This window comes from Brevundimonas nasdae, assembly GCF_019395145.1.
Taxonomy (GTDB): domain Bacteria; phylum Pseudomonadota; class Alphaproteobacteria; order Caulobacterales; family Caulobacteraceae; genus Brevundimonas; species Brevundimonas nasdae.
Genome location: NZ_CP080034.1, coordinates 3,355,922 through 3,378,865 on the forward strand (window position 1 = coordinate 3,355,922; position 22,944 = coordinate 3,378,865).

Here is a 22,944-nt window from a genome sequence, read left to right on the forward strand (position 1 = left end):
GTCAGCGCTTCTTGAACAGAGAGGCGATCACGGACTTGGACTCTCCTGTCGCTGGCTTGGCGGCGGCGGTCCGTGCCGGCTTGGCCGCCTTGCCCTTGGCGCCCGCTGCAGGCAGTTCGCGCCGGGTCACGATCTGCGCCAGGGTCTGGAAGGCTTCGGCCGCCTTGGTCTTGGCGCCTGCATCGACCACCATCTGACCGTTGTTGGCCGCCGCCCCGAAGGTCTTGGCGTCGAACGGAATGATCAGGCTTGGGTGAACGCCAAGCGCCGCGCCAAAGTCCTTGGCCGGAATTTCAGGACGTCCCGGCACCCCGACCTGGTTCAGCACCAGACGCGGCGGCGCGTCGTTCGGGCGGCTGTGGCGGATCAGGTCGATCATGTTCTTGGCGTTGCGCAGGGACGCCAGATCCGGCGTCGCCACCACCACCACCTCGTCGGCGCTGATCAGAGTGCGGCGCATCCACGGCGACCACAGGTGCGGCAGGTCCAGCACCACGAACGGCGCGGTGGAGCGGATGCGGTTGGTGACCTCCTCGAACGCCTCGGTCGAGATGTCCCAGTCGGCGTCCAGGGTGGCCGGGGCCGCAAACAGGCTCAGCTTGTCCGTGCAGCGGACCATCATCCGGTCCAGCAGGGTGGCGTCCAGACGATCCGGCTGGCCCAAGGCGTCGGCGACGCCATTCAGCGGATCCTGATTAAAGTCCAGACCGGCGGTGCCGAACGGCAGATCATAGTCGACCATGACCGTATTGGCGCCGATCCGCTCCGAGATCGCATAGGCGGTGTTGTGGGCCACGGCTGAGGCGCCTGCGCCCCCGCGTGCGCCGACGAAGGCGATGGTGCGGCCGACGAACGGCTGGGCCGGGTCGTTGAACAGGCCGCCGATGGCCGAGATCAGCTGAAGCGGCTGCAGCGGCGCGACCAGATATTCGCTGACCCCGCGCCGCATCAGTTCGCGGAACAGGATGATGTCGTTGGTCGAGCCTATGACCACGACCTTGGTGCCTGCGTCGCAGACCTCGGCCAGTTGATCCACTTCCTGCAGCAGCCCCTGGGGGTCACGCAGGCATTCGACGATGATCAGCGGCGGCGTCGGTTCGTGCTGATAGGTTTCGACCGCCGCCATGACGCCGCCGACGCGGATCTGGGTCGTGGCCCGCGACATGCGACGGTCCTGCGCCGCACGTTCGGCGGCGTTCAGGGTGTCCTGGCGTTCGGCGAAGACATGGATGGCGATGCGCGGCACCGACACCTCGGCGATGCCCCCGACCGGCGTCAGACCGGTCTGAGCCTGGGGCGCCAGTTCGCCAGCGGGATTGTAGCCCGTGACCGCCTCTACGCGCTGATGACCGCCCTGCGGGGCGCCAGCGGACGGCGGCGTCTGGGGTTGCGGGGGCGTGCTGAATGACAGGGGCGAGGCCTGGGGCTGAGGCGCAGCCTCTGAAAAATCCATGTCCACATCGAACACGTCGTCGGCGTAAGAACCCTGGGTCTGGGAAGCGTAGGCGTTCATCCGCTAGTCCACCGCTTTTGAGATTCTGCCATTGACCAGTTCTTCCTGCGCCGCAGAGGTCGCTGTTCCCGCGCGATACATTTCGAACACCTTGGATCGGCGGCCCTGATCGGCGCCGGTCATGCCGCGCGGCTGAACAATGTCGCGCGGATTGGCGATCTGCGCCGCCAGGTTGGCGGTGACCGAGCAGCCGAAGTCTGGCGAGGTGCGGTTGGTCCATGATCCGCCCAGCTGGGTCGGCGCGGTTGCGCAGTTCGGAATATGCGCTCGCAGGGTTTCGAAGCCCGCCAGCACCGGCGCGCGCGGATGGGGCGCATTATAGGCCATCACCACGACCCGTTCCGACGGCACGCCCATGCCCGTCAGGGCGTCGCGCACGCTCCAGGCGATCTGGGCCGAGACGGGATCGCCGCCCGACGGCCCCTCGATGCGGATCACTTCCGCCTGTTCAGCCGCGAACCTCTGCACCAGGCCGGACAGAGCCGCCTGCTGATTGGCCGACAGTCCATTGTCGTGGACGGCCAGGGCGACGCGGTCCAGGCCCGGCTCGACCTCCAGCACATAGTTGGACAGGCTGTTCAGAGCGGCCGGCTGCGTTGGGGCGCTGGTAGCGCAGGCGCCGAGCGCAGTCGCGGCGAACACCAGGGCGATTGCGGTGTGTTTCATGGCGCGCCTCATTCGATCACATAGCCCACGGGGCCCTGCCAGCCGCTGCCCGCAGGATTGGAGGACGGTTCGGGGCTGCCGTAGCGTTGGCTCAACTGGCCGAACAGAATGCTCTGGGCGTCGCTGGCGATATGCAGCCCGTCCGCTGGCGTCTGCAGCCGCCCCGGCGCCGTCGGCGACACCACATAGGCTTCCAGGATGATGACCAGTTCCGTCTGACCCGACACATAGTCGCGCGATCGGAACAGAGAGCCGAGCACCGGCACGTCGCCCAGCGCAGGCACCTTGTCGATGTTCTGACGCGTCGATTCCCGAAGCAGTCCCGCGATCATCAACGACCCCCCGCTGGGCAGTTCGACAGTCGAGTTGGCGCGGCGCACGCTCAGCGCCGGGATCACCAGCGAGTTCTCCGCTGACGGATTCATGGTGAAGGCGCCTTCACTGGTCAGTTCCGACACCTCGGTCGACAGCTGCAGCGTGATGCGGCCTTCCGACTGAACGATCGGCCGCACGGCCAGGCGCACCCCGTAAGGCTTGAACTCGATGCCGATGCGCGAGCTGCCGTTGTCGGTCGTCTGGTTCACCGGGATGGGGAATTCGCCGCCCGCCAGGAACTCGCCGCTTTCGCCGCTGACGGCGGTGATGTTCGGTTCGGCCAGGGTGCGCAGAAGACCCGCCCGCTCAAAGGCGCGCAGACGTGTGCTCAGCCGATTGCCGTCTCCGCTCTGGTCCGTATAGCCCAGAGAACCGCCGCCCAGGATGCTGCCGTTCACGCCGAAGGTGGCGCTGTTGGCGAAGGACAGACCGTCGCCGACAGAGTTCAACACCGCCGAAACATCCAGTCCCAGTTGCTTGACGGCGGTGCGTTGCACCTCGACCACGCGGGCCTTGACCGTGACCTGGTCGGAACCGGCGACGCTGACCATGTTCAGCACCTTTTCGGGCGCCGAGACGAAGGCGCGGGCGATGCGCTGCGCCTGATCGGCCTGGGCCGGGCTGACGACCATGCCGGTCAGGATGATGCTGTCGTTGACCGCTTCGGCGCGAACCGTTCCGCCGGGGATCAGCCGGTTCAGCGTGTCCTGCAACGCGCCGGTGCCCGCATCGACCCGAACCCGCAACGTCAGGATCTGGCGTCCTGCGGCGTCCAGGAACACGGCGTCGGTTTCGCCTGCGCTCAGACCGATGATGGTGATGCGGCGCGGCGAGTGCAGCATGGCCTCGGCCACCTGCGGATTGGAGACGATCACGTCGCGGGCGTCGGCGGGCAGGTCCACCGCAAATGAAGTGCCGCGGGGCAGATTGATCAGTTGCGGCGCGGCGCCCATCGACACGGCGGCGCGCGTCTGGGCCATGGCCGGAGCGATCGGCCCCAGCGCGGCCAGCAGGGCGCAGGCGATGACGGTGGCAGGTTTCATCGAGAGCCTCACGGGATCGTCACCACTTCGGGAGCGCCGCCGCGATAGACGCGGACGGAGGTGTTGCGCGCAGCGACCGCCGCGCGCTGGGCGCCGCGAACGGCGCCGGACGGCCCGGCGGTGTCGGCGTATGAACGAAGAACCAGCGACAGTTCGCCCTCAGCCTTGGCCAGGGCCAGAAGCTCGGCGTCCTTGGGCGTGACCTCCAGCGTGGCCGTCGCGCCGACCACGGACTGTTCATCGTCACCGGCGCGCGTGGTCTGGTCGACGGCCAGAACCTTCAGGTTCTCAAGCACCGTGCCAGCGGCGTGTTTGGCGCGGTCCGAGGCGCCGCCTTCGGTCGCGTTGTTATTGTTGTCCAGTTGACGGGTCAGGACCACATCGACCCGGTCGCCGGGCAGGATGAAGCCGCCTGCCGCCGTCTCGACCGTGACGCGGATGGCCATGGCCCGCATGCCGGGCTCCAGATAGGCGGCCATATAGCCGCTGTCGCCTGCACGGACGATCTTGCGGGCCACGATGGGCTCTCCGGCCAGAATGGGTTCGCGCACGACTGAACCGACATAGTCGGCCTTGGCGCCGCCCGTTGCGATGTCGTTGGCGGCGCGCGCCACCTTGGCGACGGCGCTGGGCTGGCCCTCAACGGTTCCTGCGGCGGGTTTGGCGGGCTCGGCCTTGGCGTCGGCCTCGACCGGCTTGGCCGGAACGGGCGTGGCGCCGTCGGTGATGTAGAGCGGATTGACCTCTGCGACCGGCATCTCTTTCCAGTCGAGATCAGCCTCCGTCAGCTTCTTGCCGGGCGCCAGGTCATGTGCGGCGACCAAAACCCGCGCCTTGGGCTGGGTGTCGGCGGCGGCCGCAGGCGTCGCAGGCGCGCTGGAAGAAGAGCCCATGGCCCGGACGACCAGGGCCAGGCCGATGGCGGCCACAGCGGCGATGCAGATGACGGCGATGCGAGCGGGCTTCATCCAGGCGGTCTCCGGCGGGGAGTGGAACCAGGATTCGGTCCAAGAACACTCTGCCGTTAACAATCATGAGGCGAGTAGGTTAACGCGCCCCTAAACCTTCAAGACCAGCGCTCTTTGGACAGGCGCTGTTATTGCGTGAGCGCGAACGCCTGCATCAGATCGGCGCCCGGGAAGGCCAGCAGGGCGCCGATGGCGATGGCCACGCCATAAGGAATGTCCCCCTTGGGCTCCAGCAACCGCGAGGCCCAGCCCGGTGCATTGGGCGTCACCATCTGAAGATGCTGCCGCGCCAGTATTAGGAAAAGACAGAATAGGCCGCCGACCACGCCGGTCCACAGGAGGAACATTCCTGATCCGGACAGGCCGAGCCACAGACAGCTTGCCGCGATCAACTTGGCGTCGCCACCGCCGATCCAGCGCAGGGCGAACATTCCGGCTCCGATGAACAGGGCAGCCAATCCTATGCCGACATGGATGGCCAGGGCCATCGGACCAAGGCCCGCCAGAAGCGCGGTTGGAAAGAACAACAGGACCAGAGCCAGTGAAATCCAGTTTGGAATCTTCATTGTCAGAAGGTCATGCAGTCCGCCAACGATGACAAGAGCAGGCATAAGACTCAGAGAAAGGAGAATGGCGGTGTTCATAAAGACAGAATAATCGACGGGCGTTAAAGTTGGGTTTCCGCTGAATGACCGTGAAAAGCAAAAGGCCGGAGCGATGATCGCTCCGGCCCCGTCACTTAAGCTCTTAAGTTGACACCATCAACCCTTCGGTGCGGTAACAAGCTTATCAGATACTGCCGTGAACGTGTCCGACAGCTTAGTTCCCAGAACACTCACGGCGCCGATGATGACGACGGCGATCAGAGCGGCGATCAGGCCGTATTCGATGGCGGTGGCGCCGGACTCGTCCTTGATGAAATGCGAAACAAACTTGGTCATTTTTGATCCCTTTCAAAATAGATCAGCGAGCAACTTGGCGGGGGGAGCCGGATGCCCGCTTGACCCCCAAACGCAGGATCAAAATGCCCGACCCGAGTTAAAGCCGCGTCATGAGGTTTGGTTACTCCGATATTTACTTGAAAAAATATCTAAGACCTCTGTTTTCCTCGCTTCAGTCTTTGTTGAGAAATGCTGACGCATCTTGCGCGTCACCACGCGCGTGCGCGCCGTTCATCAGGCATCACCATGTCCCGCACTTCCGCCGCTCTCGGCCTCGCTCTCGCCCTCGCCGCCGTCACGGCTCCGTCCATGTCCTGGGCGCAGGCGAGCACGATGAATGTGGAGATCGATCGTTCCGCCCGCGTTCGTCTGACCGGAGGCGCGGCTTCGGTGATCGTCGGCAATCCGCAGATCGCCGACGTCACGGTCGTGGACGCCAACACCCTGTTCATCACGGGCAAGGGTTATGGCGTGACCCAGGTTGTCGCCGTCGACGCCATCGGACGCACCCTGTTCCAGCGCGACATCGTCGTCACCGCAGGTTCGACCGGCTCTGTCCGGGTATGGCGCGGCGCCCAGGCGACGGAAATGGCGTGCGGCGCGAGTTGCGCGCCCAGCGTGCGCACGGCAGGCGACAGCGGCGCCCGCTCCACCGCGCCTTGATCCTTCGTCCGATGGGTTTCGCTCGCAGATTCAGTAAGGCGACGCAGGGTACTGCGGCGGTGGAGTTCGCGCTGGTCGCAGCGCCCTTCTTTCTGCTTCTGGGCGCGATCATGGAGCTCGCCATGGTCTTTGTGCTGGATTCAGTGCTGGAGGCTGCGACCATGGACACGGGCCGGATGATCCGCACCGGCCAGGCGGACGCCCAGGGCTTCGACGCCGCGCGTTTCAAAAAGGAAGTCTGCAGCCGCATGAGCGTCTGGTCCGGCGACTGTCAGACCCGCGCCACGGTGGATGTACGCGTCATCGGTTCATTCAACGCCACCCCTCCCGCGCCTTCCAAGCCTGAAGATCTGAAGGACTGTTATAATGGCGGCGGCCCCGGCAGTCTGGTTCTGGCTCGGGTCTGGTATCGCCAGCCGGTGATCACGCCCATTCTTGATCAGGCCATTGCCCGCGTCGGCGATCAGCGCACCGCCCTGCTGCAGGCGACGACCGCGTTCAAGAACGAACCCTTCACCCAGTCCGGCTCTGGCGGCGCAACCTGTAAATGACGATGGGCCGAAACATATTCCGCAGGCTGGCGCGGGACACCAGGGGGCTCGCGGCGGTGGAGTTCGCCATCCTGGCGCCCGTGATGATCCTGATCTACGTCGGCGTGGCGGAGGTTTGCCAAGGCTATATGGCCATGAAGCGCACCAACCATGTCGCCGCCATGGTCGGCGATCTGGTGACCCAGAGCAGTTCACTTGATCAGGCAGGCTTCACCAATGTCTTCGGCATCGGCGGTCAGATCATGGCGCCCTTTCCGGTGACGACGCTGAAACAGCGCGTGACCAGCGTCACACGTATCTCCGCCACAAAACTGAAGTTGGACTGGAGCAAGGGCGACGGCATGTCGCCAATGACGCTCAGCGAAGCCTCTGTGCCGGACGACTTGATCGCGCCGGGCCAGACCGTGATCATCACCGAGGCCTACTACGCCTATAAGTCGCCCCTGGGCTACGTCATGCCCGCGCTCACCAACTTCAAGCACACGACCTATCTACAGCCGCGCAACACCAATACGGTGGATTGCATCCGGGCCTGCAGTTAGGCCAATCCCGCGATCAGGGCGTCCCGCAGGGCGGATATCTTGGCGTCGGTTTCGGCGCATTCGGCCTCAGGATCGCTGTCTGCCACGATCCCAGCTCCGGCCAGGGTGCGGTAACGCCAGCCGCTGTCGGTAAGTTCGAACGAGGCCGTGCGGATCAGGACCGAGGCGGTCAGGCCGCCGTCCGCTTCGATCAGAAACAGCGAACCGCACCAGGGGCCGCGCGGCGGTTCATGGCCTGCGATCACTTTCATCGCCTGATGCTTCGGCGCGCCCGTAATGGAGCCCGGCGGGAAGGTCGCCTCCAGAAGATCGGCAGGGGTGACGCCCCGCGCAGCGCGCGCCGTCACGGTCGACACCAGATGATGGACCGTGGGGTGGCTTTCGACCGCGAACAGGGTTTCGACACGCACCGAACCGGGCAGCGACGCGCGGGCCAGATCATTGCGCATCAGGTCGACGATCATCAGGTTTTCGGCCCGGTCCTTGGCGCTGGCCAGAAGATCGGCGGCCTGGGCGGCGTCCTGAACGGGGTCGGCTGCGCGGGGGCGCGTGCCCTTGATCGGACGGGCCTCGATGCGGCCGGTCGCGGCGTCGAAGGCTAGGAACAACTCGGGGGAGTTCGACGCCAAGGCCCGGCCGCCGATCCGCCAATAGGCCCCGAACGGTGACGCCCGCCCCTGCTGCAGGCGCAGGAAGACGTCGAAAGGATCGGCGTCGGGCTTCAGAACGCCGGACCATGCGCGGGCGATATTGGCCTGAAACAGTTCGCCCGCCGCGATGCGAGACACGACATCGGCGACCGCATCTTGATAGCCGCCTTCCGACACCTCCGCCTCAAAGGTTTCAGCGGGCGCAGGGCGGAGGTCAGGCCGCCTCGCGCCGCCCAGCCAGTCTTCCGCACGAACGGCGGCGGCCTCGGCATCCGCTTGCGTCACGCCCTGGCCGATGACGTGGACGGATCGCCCATGATGGTCAAAGCTCAGCAGGGCCGGATAACGGGCCAGCATCAAATCAGGCCAGACCGCCTCCCGTCGCCCCGTCGCCGGACGCGCGCCTGCATCATAGGCGGCCAGGCCGACCGTGCCGGGACCAAAGGCCGGATCACGCAGGACTTCGAACGGGGCCGCCTCATTGACCGAGCCTACGGACACACGATCCGGCTCAGCCCCGACATGGGACCACCGCCCGCCCGGCCCGCCATCCGACAACAGGGCCAGAACACCATCGCCGCCGCCCAGTCCGGCGACGACATGCAGAGGCTCCACCCATGGGTGGCTGCGGATGACGACGGCGTTCAGTCCCTGGCTCACGCCGACAGACGCGCCGTGATCCGGTCGCGTAGGGCCGCATCCACGCCCAGCACCTGTTCCAGATAGGCGTCCAGCGAGCCGTTGCGCTTGTCGATTTCGGCGAAGGCGGCGTCCAGATAGTCAGGCTCCACCCCCAGAAAGGCGACCACGGCCTCATGCGAGGCGGCGCGGCCGGTCATCTTCTCCAACTGGCGGGCGACGGACGGGGCGCGGCGGTCCAGATCGACGGCGGCGTTGGTCAGCAGGAAATCTTCGATCAGGTCCTCGCGTGCAACCCCCAACAGATGATGAGTCAGGGCGGCCAGAAAACCGGTGCGATCCTTGCCCGCCGCGCAATGGATCAACACGGGCCGATCCGTCTCGGCCAGGGCGCGGAAATAGCGGCTGAAAACATCCCGATGCGACACGTCGAACGGCAGGCGGCGATAGGTGCCGGTCATGAACCGCCGCCCGGATTCCGGCGTCAGGTCTTCGGTCTTGAGAAAGGTGATGTGCGGCGCCTCCATGCCGTCATCGACCGTTCCGGCGATCACCTGGGCGTCAAAACCTTCGGGCCTGCGCGAGGGTTGGTCGCGACGTTCGCCCGCCCGGCGCAGGTCGACCACCGTGCCGATGTTCAACGCCTTCACCCGCTCCAGATCCGCGTCGCTGGCTCGGGCATGATGGGCCGAGCGCAACAGAAGGCCGGGCCGCAGACGCAGCCCGGTCCCAACGGCGTAATCGCCATAGTCGCGGAAGTTGTCGATGGCGTCGAAGGCCAGAAGGCGGATGCTCATGGGGGAGCTTCTAGCGCGTCTTCATCGTTCTGGCAGCAGTTGCGACATCGCATCCAGATAGGCGACGAAGGCGCTGCGCCCAGCTTCGGTCAGGCTGGCCTCGGTCAGGGGCTTGCGGCCCTTAAAGCTCTTGTCCACCTTGACGAAGCCCGCCTCCTCCAGCTTGCGCAGGTGGACGGACAGATTGCCGTCCGTGGTCTGCAGCCGGGCCTTCAGGCTGGTGAAGTCTGCCGTCTCCGCGCCCGACAGGAAGGCCATGATGCCCAGTCGGATGCGACCGTGAATGACCTCGTCGATGCGGCTGATGTCGAAGTCGTCCGCCATCAGATGACCTCAGCCGGTTCCTGGCGCATCAGGATCAGGCCCGGGATTAGGGCCACGGCGATCAGAACGACCGTGAAAACCAGATAGATGGCCGGACTGTCGATGAACCAGGCTACAGCGACGCCGCCGACATAGGCCAGCAGGGCAGTCCAGCCCATCCAGCGGGTGCGGGTCATCGCAGCGCCGATCATCCAGGCCGAGCCATAGGCGACCAGCACCACCGTCGGCATGACCGCCATCCACGACCAGTTGCCGGTCTTCACTGACAGGGCGGCCAGGGCCAGCCAGGTGGCGAATATGCCATACCCTACGCCGGACCAGGCGGCGCCCACGGCGCGATTGGCCGAGGAGTGGGCGCCGGGCCGGGCCTTGATGCGTCCGATCAATACGGTCAGGACGGCTGTGAAGACCACGCCCGCGCCGACCCAATGCCACAGGGGCGCCCATGGCCCCGCCTCGACCAAGCCTGCCTGCATGACCCATTGGCCCAGGCTGGCTATCCCGAAAATGATGGCGGCGGCGACCAGTATCGGTCCCGCCAGCAGCGGGGCGTGCCGCCCCTCGTGCGCCAGCGCCCGCATATAGGCGATGTCGTCCTGAATAGCCTGATTGTCGCGCGCCATGGGGCGTCCTCCTGAACCTGATGAGCTCAGGATCAGTCATTCGCTTTATTTTGTAAAGTTCTTTTTTAGCACGACCGTATCCGCCCGATCCGCAGCTCACGGACCGGGCGGATACGGGCTTAGCGGAACGGCGGCTCGTCGAACGCGCGCAGCTTGCGGGAATGCAGGCGCGGGCCTTCGTTGCGCAGCAGGTCCACGGCCTGAATGCCGATCTGAAGGTGTTCGGAGATCGAGCCTTCGTAGAAGCGATTGGCCTGGCCCGGCAGCTTGATCTCTCCGTGCAGCGGCTTGTCCGACACGCACAGCAGCGTTCCGTAGGGCACGCGGAAGCGGTAACCCTGGGCGGCGATGGTGGCGCTTTCCATGTCGATGGCGACGGCGCGGCTCTGGTTGAAACGCAGCGCCGACTTGGAATAGCGCAGCTCCCAGTTCCGGTCGTCGGTGGTGACGACGGTGCCGGTGCGCAGGCGCAGCTTGACCTCGTCGCCCGGCATGCCGCTGACCGACTTGGTGGCGTCGTACAGGGCGCGCTGGACCTCGGCGATCGAGGGGATGGGGATGTCCGGCGGCAGAACCGCGTCCAGCACATGGTCGTCACGCAGATAGGCGTGGGCCAGCACATAGTCGCCGATGGTCTGGCTGGCGCGCAGGCCGCCGCAGTGACCGATCATCAGCCACACATGGGGACGTACGACCGCCAGGTGGTCGGTGATGGTCTTGGCGTTGGACGGGCCGACGCCGATGTTGACCAGGGTCACGCCCTGATTGCCCGGCGCCGTCAGGTGATAGGCCGGCATCTGGTGCTTCTTCCAGGCCGTGTCGCTGATCGCCGCCTCTGGGTTGGGCGTATCGCGCGTGATGACGATGCCGCCTGCGCACGACAGGGTTTCGTAGGGCGAACCCGGCGTCTGCAGCTGCTCAATGGCCCAGCGCACGAACTCATCGACGTAGCGATTATAGTTGGTGAACAGGACATAGGACTGAACATCGTCGACCGGCGTGCCGGTGTAGTGCTTCAGCCGCGCCAGAGAGAAGTCGGTCCGCAGGCCGTCGAAATGCGACAGGGGGAAGTCGCCGCCCGGCTCGAACAGGCCATCGGCGATTTCGTCGCCGATATGGGCCAGGTCCGTCGTCGGGAACCAGCGCGCCAGCGCCGCCGTCATCGACCGGTCCAGCGCCACTTCCAGACCGTCGGTCACATAGGGGAAGGGGATTTCCTGACGCGAGACCTCGACCTCGAAGGTCGCGCCGTATTCTTCCTCAAGCAGGCCCAGCTGCTCGGTCAGATAGGGGCGGAACAGGTCCGGCCGCGTGACAGTGGTCGAATAGCTGCCCTGGCGCGACAGCCGGGCATAGGCGCGCGGCGCCAGGTCCTGGGGGCGATCCCCGTCCCAGCGGATGCGAAGTTCGGGATAGGCGAACACCCCTTCGGCGCGTTTCAGCGGATCGGGCCGCTCGCCGGTGTTGACGAAATCCCGCACGGCGTCGCGCAGGTTGGTCACGGATTGGGTGTAGAGGGTTTCGAGGCGGTCCAGCGCCGCCTGTGCTGTCATTTGTTCTGTCATGACTTCCTCTAGCGAAGCTTCATGACAATGGCGAGGCGCCACGCGTTCAAGCTCGATTTCGTTGCGTTGCAGCAACTTGTCATGGCTGTGCGGTTGCGCATCGAGGCTTGGCGGCGCATCTGGAGCCCCATGTCCGCTTCCCCCGCGTCATCCGCCCCGAAGAAGGAGCTCGGCTTCGTCGAGTTCGTCTGCATCGTCGCCCTGATGATGGCGCTGAACGCCCTGGCCATCGACGCCATGCTGCCGGCCCTGCCGCACATCGCCGAAGACCTGGGCCTGGTGAACGACAATGACCGCCAGTGGGTGGTCACCGCCTATCTGCTGGGATTTGGCGGGGCGCAGCTGATCTATGGACCGCTGGCGGACCGTTTCGGACGCAAGCCCGTGCTGCTGGTCGGGGTCGGCATCTATGTGGTGTTCAGCCTGCTGGCGACCATGGCGCCCACCTTCGACATGCTGATCCTGGCCCGGATTGGTCAGGGACTGGGCAGCGCCTGCACCCGCGTTCTGGCCGTCTCCATCGTGCGCGACCGCTATGAAGGCCGCACCATGGCCCGCGTCATGTCCTTCAGCTTCCTGGTCTTCCTGGGCGTGCCGATCCTGGCGCCTTCCATCGGTCAGTTGATCATGCTGGTCGGGCCGTGGCGCTGGATCTTCGGCGGTCTGGGGCTGGTCGGGGTGAGCCTGATCGTCTGGGCGTCGCTGCGTCTGCCCGAGACCCAGAAGCCAGAGGATCGTCTGCCCATCCAGTTCAGCCGTCTGGTTTCCGCCTACAAGACCGCCCTGACCGACCGCACCGCCATGGGCTACACCCTGGCCATGACGGCCGTCACCGGCGCCCTGTTCGGCTTCATCAACTCGTCGCAGCAGATCTTCGCCGACGTCTTCCATGCCGAGGCCATCTTCCCCGCCGTCTTCGCCCTGATCGCGGGCGGGATCGCCGCGGCCTCCTTGTTGAACGCCCGCCTGGTCGTCAGCCTGGGGTCACGCAAGATTTCGCACACAGCCCTGATCGGCTTCACCTCCATTGCGGGCATCCATGCGCTGGTGACCCTGACGGGGCATGAATCCATCTGGACCTTCGCCATTCTTCAGACCCTGACCATGTTCTGCTTCGGCATGATCGCGGGCAATTTCGGGGCCATGGCCATGGAGACCATGGGCCATATCGCGGGCACCGCCGCCTCGATCCAGGGCTTCATCTCCACCATCATCGGCTCCCTGCTGGGCTTCGCCATCGGCCAGCAGTTCAATGGCACGGTGACGCCGATGGCGGTGGGCTTCACGGCCATGGGCCTGATCGCCTTGGCCTGCGTCCTGTATGCCGAGCGGGGGCGACTGTTCCAGGCCCATCACGCCAAGCCTCTGCCCGGCGCCTGACCCAGGGGCCGCGAAGGATGCGACGACCCAAGACTTGATCTTTTCGCCGTTTCCGCGCGTTCTCCGGCCAATCCTCTGGTCAGAACCCGGAAAGTCTCGATGAAGCGCAAAGCCTTCGGTCTCGTCTCCGCCCTCGCCCTCGCCGCCGCGCTGGGCGTGAGCGCCTGCTCCACCACGACCGGAGGGGCTTCCATGACGCCGCCCGCCATCGCCCCCGCGCCCGGCCCGCAGGCTGTCGACAGCCACACCTATGGCCGCCCCGAGATCGCCCGCGTCGTCGATGTGGCGCTGGACCTGACGGCGAACTTCCAGGCCAAGACCCTGTCCGGCACGGCGACCCTGGACCTGCTGACGGCGCCGAACGCCGGCGAAGTGATCCTGGACATCCGCAACCTCGACATCCAGTCGGTCAACGATGCGGCGGGCCAGCCCCTGCGCTTCGACATCGGCGCAGACGACGCCATCAAGGGCCAGCCCCTGACGGTGCATTTCCCGGCCGCCGAGGGCGACGGGCGCCGCAAGATCATCGTCCGCTATTCGACCCGTCCTGACGCCGCCGCCCTGCAATGGCTGACCCCGGCCCAGACGGCGGGCGGACAGAAACCCTATCTGTTCAGCCAGGGCCAGGCGATCCTGACCCGCACCTGGGTGCCGACCCAGGACAGCCCCGGCATCCGCCAGACCTATTCCGCCCGCATCACCGCCCCCGCCGACCTGACTGTGGTGATGAGCGCCGACCACCTGACGCCTGAGGGCGAAGCGGCCCCTAACGGCCAGAAGACCTGGCGCTTCCGGATGAACAATCCGATCCCGCCCTATCTGATCGCGTTGGGCGTCGGGGAGCTGGCCTTTGCGCCCTTCGACAACCGAACCGGCGTCTGGACCGAGCCCAGTCGTCTGGCCGCCGCCCAGTGGGAGCTGGAGCCGACGGCCGCCATGGTCACCGCCGCCGAGAAGCTTTACGGCCCCTATCGCTGGGGCCGGTACGACCTGCTGGTCCTGCCGCCCAGCTTCCCGTTCGGCGGCATGGAGAACCCCAAGCTGACCTTCGCCACCCCGACCATCATCGCCGGTGACCGGTCGCTGGTGTCGCTGGTCGCGCACGAACTGGCGCACTCCTGGTCGGGCAATCTGGTCACCAACGCCACCTGGAACGACTTCTGGCTGAACGAGGGTTTCACCTCCTATTTCGAGAACCGGATCATGGAGTCCGTCTATGGTCATGACCTGGCGGTTCAGGAGCAGGTCCTGGCCTGGGACGGTCTGCAGGACGAGCTGAAGAGCCTGCCCGCCGACGACACCAAACTGCATCTGAACCTGACGGGCCGCGATCCCGACGACGGCATGAACACCATCGCCTATGACAAGGGCGCCGCCTTCCTGCGCACCATCGAGGGCATCGCCGGGCGTGAGAAGTTCGACGCCTGGATGCGGGGCTATTTCGACCGCAACGCCTATCGCCCGATGACCACGGCCATGTTCCTGGACGACATCCGCGCCCATCTGGTGAAGGGCGACGCCCGTCTGGAAACCGCGCTGAAGCTGGACGAATGGGTCTATCAGCCCGGCCTGCCGTCCAATGCCGTAGCCCCCGTGTCCCACGCGTTCGAGCCGGTGGATGTCGCCGCCGTCGCCTTCTTCCAGAACAAGGGCCCGGCCTCGGCGATCCCGTGGTCAGGCTGGAACACCCAGCAGCGCCAGCGTTTCCTCAGCTGGCGTCCGCAAGGTCTGGCGGCCAACGCCGACTGGCTGACCGATGCGCAGCTGGGCGACCTGCAATCGACCCTGAACCTGGCCAATGAGGGCAACAGCGAACTGATCTTCGCCTGGCTCCAGATCGCCCTGGCCCACCGCTATCAGCCCTCGGTCGTCACGGCTGAGAAGTTCCTGACCAGCCAGGGACGCCGCAAGTTCGTCCTGCCCCTGTTCCAGACGCTGTGGAACGAAGGCGACTGGGGCCGCGCCCAGGCGCGCCGCATCTACGCCGAGGCGCGGCCGCTGTATCACCCGGTGACGGCCGGTTCGGTCGACGCCCTGGTCGGCCGCCCCTGACCGTCAGCGCCTTCTCCCTTTGCGGGGAGAAGGCGTTTTCAGATCACCAGACCTTGAAGTGTTTCGACAGCTTCAGGCCCTGGCTCTGATAGTGGCTGCCGCTTTCGCCATAGAGGCGGCTGGGGCGTTCGGTCAGGGGTTCATAGACCAGACGCGCGACGATCTGGCCGTGTTCCAGTAGGAAGGGCGTGTCGTGGGTGCGCACTTCCAGCACGCCCTTCGAGCCCGCGCCGTGCGCCTCGTCGGTGCCGAAACCGGGGTCGAAGAAGCCTGCGTAGTGGACGCGGAACTCGCCGACCGACGGGTCGATCGGGGTCATTTCGGCGGCTTGATCGACGGGGATCTCCACATCGTCCGACGAGGCCAGGATGTAGAACTCGCCCGGATCGAGCAGCAGTTCGCCGCGGCGCAGGCTCAGCGGCTCCCAGAAATCGCGCGGATCATGACCGGCGATATGGTCCAGATCGACCACTCCGGCATGGCGACGCCCGCGGAAGCCGACAATGTCGCCGCCCTGCAGGTCGACGCCGACCGAGCGGGTCTCCAGCTTGGGCGGATCGCCCGCCTTCAGTCGCAGCTGGTTCAGGCGCGTGCCGGGACGCACCAGGATGGAGAAGGTCTGGGGTGCGACCTCCATATAGAGGGGACCGTCATAACCCTCGTCCACGTCGTCGAAGCTGGCGCCGCGATCGGTCAGCAGGCGCACGAAAACGTCGACCCGTCCGGTCGAGCTTTTCGGATTGGCGCGGGCGATCAGGCCCTGGGGCAGTTTCAGCCGCTCCTGCAGGCGCACGATATAGACGCAGCCCTTTTCCAGCACGACGCCCGCATCGGTGATCTCGATCGCGTGCATGGCCACGTCGGCGATCCGCTCCTCGACCTTGCGCTTGCCGGGCAGGAAGGAGGCGCGCACGCGCCAGGCCTGGTCGGACAGGCGCAGGTCCAGACTGGCGGGCTGGACCTGATCGGCATCGAACGGCGTGTCGGAGGTGATCGCGCCTGCGGCGATCAAGGTCTCGATTGACTGGGCGGGCAGGATGCCGGGACGGGGCGCTTGGAAAGTGCTCATGCCATCTGTCTCACACGGATTTCACGACTTGTCTTCAAGTCGCGCTTGCAGCCCGCGCTCGGCGGGGCGAGCATATAGCCCATGCACGATGGTCCTGCCTATAGCGCCGAAACGAACGGCATCCTGATCCGGGTGCGTCCCTCCTATCTGGCGGGCCAGTCTGACCCGGAGGCCGGTCGCTGGGTCTGGGCCTATCAGGTGGAGATCGTGAACCTGAGCGGATCGACGGTGCAGCTCATGGCGCGGCGCTGGACCATCACCGACGCCCACGGCCATGTCGAAGAGGTGCGCGGTCCCGGCGTGATCGGCGAACAGCCTGTGATCGCGCCGGGCGCCAGCTATTCCTACGTCTCGGGCTGTCCGCTTGGGACCGACAGCGGCGCGATGGTGGGCGCCTATTATATGACGGATGCGGAGGGGCGCAGTTTCGAGGCGGACATTCCCGCCTTCTCGCTGGACACGCCCGATGCGCGGCGAGTGTTGAACTAGCTGTCGAAGGCCGTTGCCGACTGCGACGTGAGAAAGCCCGTCCAGAACGAGCCTGGACGGGAAGGTCATGGGATTCTTAGCAGGAACCTCGCCTGGACGGCGCGCGCTTGAGGTCTGCGCAGGCCCGTCCATGCCCGTTCAAGATCGCTCTATGAACGTAAATGTCAATACGAATTCGCCTTGAGGTCGTATTGATGCAGTGTCCGGTGGTCGGTTCAAACCTCGGCTTTACCGACAAAATAGGGAAGCAGGCTGGCCACTACGGACCGGGTGGCGTTCTCGGGCTGGTCCAGCATGTTGCGGAGCGGATCGCCGATCAGGGACTCGCCGAAGGCGGTGAGGGCGATGAAGAGGACGGCGGAGCCGATCCGTTCGCGCGCATGACCGCTTTCCCCCATCTTCTCGCCGATGGCGTGGACCAGGTCCTGCACGGCTTCGCGCACCGGCTCCAGATGCGACAGGTCTCCCGACATTGCGATCCAGGCGGCCAGCCGCCCCGCGCCGCCTTCGAGGAAGGCGTCGAATACGGCGTTGACCAGCTCCAGCGGCGCGCCCTCATCGGTGCGCAGGCGAGCCACGGCGGTCGTCAGCGCCTGGTTCAGGTCGGCGACCATTGATCCCATCAGGGCCGACTGGAGCCCTGCGGCAGAACCGAAATGGTGGATCAGGTTCGCATGGGTCACCCCGATGTCCGCCGCCACGGCCGACAGGGTCATGGCGTCAGGGCCGCCTGCCAGCAGTAGACGACGGGCTGAGGCCACGGCCTCGCGGCGGGCCTCGTCGGGCGTGCGTCGACGTCGGCGCGGGGCGGCTATTTTTGCAATTGACATGGCTGTAAATGACAATAATGTAGATAGTATGTTTAACCTTCTTGGGAGGTGTGGGCAAGTGCAAGCGATTTCAGCAGTTTCACCCTCTTTGAAGGGGAGTTCCGGGCTAGATCGGCTATAGGGGGGCTGGGCAGAGCCTCAGGACTATGTTGAACGCCAAACTGGCGGTGCTGGGGCTTGAAAGCTTCCCTACGGGGGCAGTACGGCGGTCGCATGGCGAGGCGGCAGCTGGGATGACCTTTCAGATTTTGTTTTTGAGGTCATTTCTGCAGTGAAGATGAAGCCGATTATCCTGATGATGTCGTCGTCAATATGTTTATCGACCAGCGGCGAAAAAGGGCGGTCCCCATCGACAGTTCCGGCCCACAGGTAAGTCTTGAAGTAGAAAAGCCTGTTCGATGCGGGCCCAGAGGCCAGGTCAGGGGATCGTTTGACGACTCCCAGGTATGGTGATGATGGTCAATATCCGCTCAGGCGAATGCCTCGCCTGACGTTGCAGCGTCGATTTTAAGCTTCCGCGCCACATTTTACATGAGTGCAGGCTCTTCTTCGTGGAGGAGTCGATCATCGCTCGTCGACTGACGAAGAGCTCAACCAGGGTGACCCGTCGGATAGGGCGATTAGTTCCCTGAGCATGGGTGCAGAGCCAATTCCCGAGTTAGATTTAGATGGCCCCGCGTCGTCGCTGGCTCAGCCCTCTGCATCAGTTGGCCATGCTGGCGCACGCTGGGGCGGCGCAGGGGGGGCTGGCGAAAATAGGGCCGACAAGCGGGCGGGGTGTAATTCGGTGCTCCAGGTCAGCAACCAACATTCCCGATTCACAGGTGGCCGTTGTCACCCGCCGCTAAGTTTCTGGCTTTGAGTTAGCGCCCGCCTGCGCTGCTGCGTGATCAAATTTCAAATTGCACATGACAAATTGGTCAACCAATTGGTTTGTTTAAATGTCCCTGCATGTACCGCAAAATGGGTTGACAGAAATGCCATGCCAATCCAGCGTTAAGCCAACAATAAAAAGTTTGGGAGGCTTAGAATGAGGCGTATGGAGATCACCCGCGTCAGGGCGGGATCGAACCGGCGGTTGGCTACGATCCTGATGGCGGGCACGGCGATCATGTTCGCCGGCCCGGCATTTGCTCAGAGTGTGCCGGAAGGTCAGGACGATGCTGGGGACGGCGCGCAGGAAGTCGGCGAAGTCGTCGTCACTGGCATTCGGGCGTCGTTGCAGAACGCGATTTCGCAAAAGCGCAACGCCAACAACCTGGTTGAAGTCATTGAGGCCGAAGATATCGGCAAACTTCCGGACCAGAACCTCGCCGAAGTGCTTGAGAACGTCACCGGCATTCAGATCACTCGAGAGGCCGGTGTCGGTCGTGGGGTGCAGATCCGCGGTACGGATGCGAACCGCGTAGAGATCAACGGGGTCTCCACCGTGGGCTCGGGATCAGGACGATCTGGCATCAGCTTCGACGACCTCGCCGCCTCGATGATCAGCTCGGTCCAGGTGATCAAGGTGCCTGAAGCCAAGACGATCGAAGGCTCGGTCGGCGGCACCATCAACCTGCGCACTATTCGCCCTCTGGATCTGGTTGAGCCGCTTTTCGCGATCCGGGCGCAGTCGGAATACAGCGATCTGACGGATACAGCGACGCCGCGCTATTCGGGCACCATCGGGCGCCGTTGGGATACGAGCATCGGCAAGATTGGTCTGGTCGGCAGCTTCAGTTACGCCGAGCAGGATGTTGCGGCCTTCCGCCCTCGGGTCGATCGAGACGCTGTCGTCACGCCCAACTCGGGCCGCGCCAGCGCAGAGGCCTTCCCGTTCCTGCGCGTGCAGTTCTTCAATCAGGACTATGATAATTTTCAGTACGAAACCAAGAACTTTTCAGGATCGGCGGAGTGGAAGCCGCGCGATAATCTGAAGTTCTATTTCGACGCGACGCTTAATGACCAGCAGCGCGCAGAGCAAAGCTCGACCGTCCAGATTTCGACGATCTCGGACAATGGCGTTGTCGACAGGACGACGAACACGGCGTTCGAAACGGTCAATCTGGGCACGGTTCGGGGGCCTAACGGCAGCATCGATCTGGGGTCGGTTCAGGCGGCGGCGGCGGGTGTCATCCTGCCCAGAATGGACGGCAATCTGGCGCCCTATCTGCGCACGACCAGCGACACGGGTTCGCGCCTGACTGAGAGCCGCGTCTTTGCGTTCGGCGGCGAATGGCACGGCGAGCGTCTGTCCGTCAGCGGCCAGGTGTCGCGTTCGACCTCGGACTCGGTCCTGCCGAGCTTCAACACCACGCTGGAATTCGTCAATCCGAACGGACCGCAGCCGGTGCAGGGCGTGTCCCTGGCCAATGGGGTGCCGATCGAGTTCGATCTGCGCAACGGCACGCTGCAGTTCGGTCTGGCCCAGGGCCAGGCCACGACCCCGACCTCGGCGCAGTTGCTGGACCCGGCGAACTACAGGCTGCACCAGGTGGCCCAGGGCCGCAGCGTGCGCGAGAACGAAGAGAAGGCGGTGCGCCTTGATCTGTCCTACGACATGGACGGCATCCTGCCGTTCATCACCTCGATCGATGCCGGTCTGCGTTGGAACGAGACCAGCGCGCTGAACGACAACATCACCGGCACCACCAACTTCACCAATATCACCTCGTCCTTCTATCGGCCCAGCGCGGACCTGTTCAAAGACTTCATGATCGCGGGTCCGAACAACTTCGATGCGGCGGATGGTCGGCGTCTGTTCTTCTCGGACTTCATGATTGTCGATGGCGCGCGCGCCTTCGGGGATCCGTCCGGAACCCTGGCGGCCTTCAACGCCGCCATTGCCGCCAGCAACGCCGCCAATGGATCGAACATTCCGCTGATCGGCGAGCCGACGTCTCAGGCCAGCGCCTTCTTCAAGATCGAGGAAGACACCAGCACTGCCTATCTGCAGGCAAACTTCGACGTCGAGGCGTTTGGCGTGCCCATGCGCGGCAACGCCGGCGTTCGCTATGTCAGCACCGATCTGACGTCGACCGGCAACACGATCGTGACCGGTTCGACCTCAACGACGGCAGTGAACGAAAGCTCGTACAATTTCTGGCTGCCGCGCTTCAACCTGGTTGCTGAGCCGCGCAAGGACGTCGTTATTCGGGCGGGTATTGCGCGGGACATTCGCCGCCCCGACTTCAACACCCTGTCCTCGTCGGTCTCTTTCGCGACCAGCGAGAATACGGCCGTCAATCGCGGCAACCCCAGCCTGCAGCCGGAAACCGTGCTGTCGTTTGACCTGTCGGGCGAATACTATTTCGCACCGTCCAGCCTGGTCAGCATCGGCGTCTTCCACAAGGTGCGCGAGAACCTGTTTGCCAGTGTGACCGAAAGCCCGCCGGACAATGCCGTGGACGGGGTGGTGAACAGAAGCCGTGACCCCTCGTGCCCGGGCGGTGGTATCTACAACCCGATCGCGGTCATCAACGTCAACAATCCGGCCAAGGGTCAGAACGGTATCTGCGTGCCCTTGACCTCGACGTTCAATGTGGACGGCGAGACGACCCAGACCGGCGTTGAAATGGCCTTCCAGTATGATCTGTCCCAATGGGAAGACCGTCTGGGCTGGGCCTCCGGCTTCGGCTTCATCGGCAACTTCACCTATCAGAAGACCGGCGGAAACGTGGCCAGCTACCGCACGGTCGGTCTGACCCGAAACACGACGCGGGACCTGGGCTTCGACCCGCTGCCGCAGGACCGTGTTGAGCTCGAGAACCTGTCCAAATATTCGTACAACACCACCCTGTTCTATGAACGCGCAGGCTTGAGCGCGCGGGTGCGCTACACGTGGCGCTCGCACTTCATCAACACCGAGGCCTTCACCTCGGCGTTTGACGTGCCGCGCATCAGCGCGGATCGCGGGCAACTGAACGCCAGCGTCAACTACGACATCACCCCGTGGGCCACGGTCGGCATCGAGGGGATCAACCTGACCCGTGAAGACGCCAACGAGTACTGCATCAATGACGGTGCGCTGCTTTGCTACAACGGTCTGACGGACCGCCGCATCGTCGCGGGCCTCAGCATCCGGTTCTAGGTCGCGTCGAACCTGGCTTGGAGGAGCTCTCTTTCAGGGAGTTTCTTCTTGCCGGGCGGGCCCCACACAACGCCCGTTTCCAACAGACTTCTCTTCCCGGCGTCGGTTCATCCGGCGTCGGTTTTTTTGCGCATTGCGTGTCGGAAGGGCGGCCTTCCAAGGCCGAGCCGTCTCAGCCCTGGGCGGACATGGTCGCCATGAAGCGGTCGCGGTCGTGCTGGGTTCTGCGCCGCACCTCCGCCAGGGCCTCGGCTTCCTCTGCGGCCAGCATGGCTTCGAACAGGCGGTGGAAATGGTCCCGCATCGCGGCGCGTGACGCCTGAGGGTCGCGGGCCTTCAGGGCGTGCAGGATGGCGGCGTGTTCGTCGGTCCGCGAATCCCAGTCATGATGGCAGACGCTTTGATAGACCTGCTTCACCTTGGGCAGTTCGGTCCGCATTCGCCAGATCAACTTGATGCAGTGCTCGACCACGGGGTTGCCCGAGATGCGGGCGATGGTTTCGTGGAACTTCTGATCCGCGATGCTGGATTCCGCGTCGCTGGCCGTCGGGCTGGACATGACGGCGATCAGGCCTTCCAACTCCGCCAGGGAGGAGTCGTCGATGTTGGCGGCAGCCAGCGCCGCAGCCTCGGCCTCGAACACGGCGCGGGCGGCGGTCAGGTCAAAGGCTGTGACGTCGGGCAGGCTGCCGGCCACGTGCGGGTCGCGCGACAGGACGTAAACGCCCGACCCGGTCTTGATGGAGATCCAGCCCAAGGCCTCCAGCGCGATCTCCGCCTCGCGGATGGTGACGCGGCTGACATTGAAGCGTTCCGCCAGTTCGCGTTCGCCCGGCAAACGGGCGCCGACGGGGAATTCTCCAGCTTCGATAGCCTCACGGATCTGTTTGGCGACCGACTGATAAAGGCGCTGCTCTGACATGGACGACTCGTAGACCTCTTTGGCTGATCAATACACCCGTCCGGGGAGTTCTCTGCAAGCGTCTCACAGCCTGATGCACAAGAATAGAGGGGGCTGTTCTGCGCGGTGACGTTGACCTAGCGCATTTCGATGATCCGGTCAGCATTCGGCGGGCGTGACGGGCCTCGGTCGACGGGGGCTGTCGAGGGGGAGATTCTATCGCTGACCATTAGTCTAAAATTGGACAACCAATTTTGACGCAACAGAACGTGACAAATTAAGTTGGATTGG

General features: G+C 64.7%; 21 protein-coding genes. 7 read left to right on the forward strand and 14 right to left on the reverse strand.

Annotated elements, in window-relative coordinates:
• Position 1: 1 nt before the first annotated feature.
• From KWG56_RS16390 to KWG56_RS16415, 6 genes are all read right to left on the reverse strand, one after another.
• Positions 2–1,513: a CpaE/TadZ family protein gene (locus tag KWG56_RS16390; RefSeq protein WP_219352954.1), complete on the reverse strand. Its 1,512-nt coding sequence runs from the start codon at positions 1,511–1,513 to the stop codon at positions 2–4.
• Positions 1,514–1,516: 3 nt separating this feature from the next.
• Positions 1,517–2,179 carry a CpaD family pilus assembly protein gene (locus tag KWG56_RS16395; protein ID WP_244999548.1) on the reverse strand — a complete coding sequence of 221 codons (663 nt, stop codon included), beginning with the start codon at positions 2,177–2,179 and terminating at the stop codon, positions 1,517–1,519.
• A gap of 8 nt (positions 2,180–2,187) precedes the next feature.
• Positions 2,188–3,597 (reverse strand): type II and III secretion system protein family protein, encoded by a 1,410-nt coding sequence (locus tag KWG56_RS16400; RefSeq protein ID WP_219352956.1) that lies wholly within the window; start codon positions 3,595–3,597, stop codon positions 2,188–2,190.
• 8 nt (positions 3,598–3,605) lie between these two features.
• Entirely contained in the window at positions 3,606–4,565 is a 960-nt protein-coding gene (gene cpaB, locus KWG56_RS16405) for a Flp pilus assembly protein CpaB (RefSeq protein ID WP_219352957.1), read from the reverse strand.
• A 128-nt stretch (positions 4,566–4,693) separates the two neighbouring features.
• The gene (locus tag KWG56_RS16410) at positions 4,694–5,209 is read right to left on the reverse strand and encodes an A24 family peptidase (RefSeq protein WP_219352958.1); all 516 of its coding nucleotides are present in this window, start codon (positions 5,207–5,209) and stop codon (positions 4,694–4,696) included.
• A 117-nt stretch (positions 5,210–5,326) separates the two neighbouring features.
• Complete coding sequence (locus KWG56_RS16415; RefSeq protein WP_219352959.1) at positions 5,327–5,506, reverse strand: Flp family type IVb pilin; 180 nt, start codon at positions 5,504–5,506, stop codon at positions 5,327–5,329.
• A gap of 246 nt (positions 5,507–5,752) precedes the next feature.
• On the opposite strand from KWG56_RS16415, the gene KWG56_RS16420 reads away from it, so the two are divergent.
• Genes KWG56_RS16420 through KWG56_RS16430 form a run of 3 tightly spaced genes read left to right on the forward strand, consistent with a single transcriptional unit; the run spans position 5,753 to position 7,262 of the window.
• On the forward strand, positions 5,753–6,169 hold the full coding sequence (locus KWG56_RS16420) for a pilus assembly protein N-terminal domain-containing protein (RefSeq protein WP_219352960.1): 417 nt from the start codon (positions 5,753–5,755) through the stop codon (positions 6,167–6,169).
• A 59-nt stretch (positions 6,170–6,228) separates the two neighbouring features.
• Complete coding sequence (locus KWG56_RS16425) at positions 6,229–6,720, forward strand: TadE/TadG family type IV pilus assembly protein (RefSeq protein ID WP_244999549.1); 492 nt, start codon at positions 6,229–6,231, stop codon at positions 6,718–6,720.
• Positions 6,717–7,262, forward strand: coding sequence for a TadE/TadG family type IV pilus assembly protein (locus KWG56_RS16430; RefSeq protein ID WP_219352962.1), 546 nt, complete (start codon positions 6,717–6,719; stop codon positions 7,260–7,262). The genes KWG56_RS16425 and KWG56_RS16430 overlap by 4 nt, the downstream gene beginning before the upstream one ends.
• On the opposite strand, the gene KWG56_RS16435 is transcribed toward KWG56_RS16430, so the two are convergent.
• From KWG56_RS16435 to KWG56_RS16455, 5 genes are all read right to left on the reverse strand, one after another.
• Positions 7,259–8,572, reverse strand: a complete 1,314-nt coding sequence (locus tag KWG56_RS16435; protein WP_219352963.1) for an anthranilate synthase component I family protein — start codon at positions 8,570–8,572, stop codon at positions 7,259–7,261. The genes KWG56_RS16430 and KWG56_RS16435 overlap by 4 nt on opposite strands.
• Positions 8,569–9,348, reverse strand: coding sequence for a tyrosine-protein phosphatase (locus KWG56_RS16440; protein WP_219352964.1), 780 nt, complete (start codon positions 9,346–9,348; stop codon positions 8,569–8,571). Before KWG56_RS16440 ends, KWG56_RS16435 begins: the two co-directional genes overlap by 4 nt.
• A gap of 21 nt (positions 9,349–9,369) precedes the next feature.
• Positions 9,370–9,672: a winged helix-turn-helix domain-containing protein gene (locus KWG56_RS16445; protein WP_219352965.1), complete on the reverse strand. Its 303-nt coding sequence runs from the start codon at positions 9,670–9,672 to the stop codon at positions 9,370–9,372.
• The gene (locus KWG56_RS16450) at positions 9,672–10,295 is read right to left on the reverse strand and encodes a hypothetical protein (RefSeq protein ID WP_219352966.1); all 624 of its coding nucleotides are present in this window, start codon (positions 10,293–10,295) and stop codon (positions 9,672–9,674) included. Before KWG56_RS16450 ends, KWG56_RS16445 begins: the two co-directional genes overlap by 1 nt.
• A gap of 119 nt (positions 10,296–10,414) precedes the next feature.
• Entirely contained in the window at positions 10,415–11,860 is a 1,446-nt protein-coding gene (locus tag KWG56_RS16455; RefSeq protein ID WP_201099616.1) for an AMP nucleosidase, read from the reverse strand.
• Positions 11,861–11,989: 129 nt separating this feature from the next.
• Here KWG56_RS16455 and KWG56_RS16460 point away from each other — a divergent pair, with 129 nt between their 5' ends.
• Together KWG56_RS16460 and KWG56_RS16465 are read left to right on the forward strand one after the other, a co-directional pair.
• Positions 11,990–13,240, forward strand: coding sequence for a multidrug effflux MFS transporter (locus KWG56_RS16460; RefSeq protein WP_219355330.1), 1,251 nt, complete (start codon positions 11,990–11,992; stop codon positions 13,238–13,240).
• A 99-nt stretch (positions 13,241–13,339) separates the two neighbouring features.
• Positions 13,340–15,292, forward strand: a complete 1,953-nt coding sequence (locus KWG56_RS16465) for a M1 family metallopeptidase (RefSeq protein ID WP_219352967.1) — start codon at positions 13,340–13,342, stop codon at positions 15,290–15,292.
• A 43-nt stretch (positions 15,293–15,335) separates the two neighbouring features.
• On the opposite strand, the gene KWG56_RS16470 is transcribed toward KWG56_RS16465, so the two are convergent.
• Positions 15,336–16,361, reverse strand: a complete 1,026-nt coding sequence (locus tag KWG56_RS16470; RefSeq protein ID WP_201099594.1) for a 2'-deoxycytidine 5'-triphosphate deaminase — start codon at positions 16,359–16,361, stop codon at positions 15,336–15,338.
• Between the two features lie 81 nt (positions 16,362–16,442).
• Here KWG56_RS16470 and apaG point away from each other — a divergent pair, with 81 nt between their 5' ends.
• Entirely contained in the window at positions 16,443–16,850 is a 408-nt protein-coding gene (gene apaG, locus KWG56_RS16475) for a Co2+/Mg2+ efflux protein ApaG (RefSeq protein WP_219352968.1), read from the forward strand.
• A 215-nt stretch (positions 16,851–17,065) separates the two neighbouring features.
• Here apaG and KWG56_RS16480 read toward each other — a convergent pair whose 3' ends face one another.
• Entirely contained in the window at positions 17,066–17,680 is a 615-nt protein-coding gene (locus KWG56_RS16480) for a TetR/AcrR family transcriptional regulator (RefSeq protein WP_219352969.1), read from the reverse strand.
• Between the two features lie 1,030 nt (positions 17,681–18,710).
• Here KWG56_RS16480 and KWG56_RS16485 point away from each other — a divergent pair.
• Complete coding sequence (locus KWG56_RS16485) at positions 18,711–21,752, forward strand: TonB-dependent receptor (RefSeq protein ID WP_219352970.1); 3,042 nt, start codon at positions 18,711–18,713, stop codon at positions 21,750–21,752.
• 172 nt (positions 21,753–21,924) lie between these two features.
• On the opposite strand, the gene KWG56_RS16490 is transcribed toward KWG56_RS16485, so the two are convergent.
• Positions 21,925–22,674 carry a FadR/GntR family transcriptional regulator gene (locus KWG56_RS16490; protein ID WP_219352971.1) on the reverse strand — a complete coding sequence of 250 codons (750 nt, stop codon included), beginning with the start codon at positions 22,672–22,674 and terminating at the stop codon, positions 21,925–21,927.
• Positions 22,675–22,944: the final 270 nt, after the last annotated feature.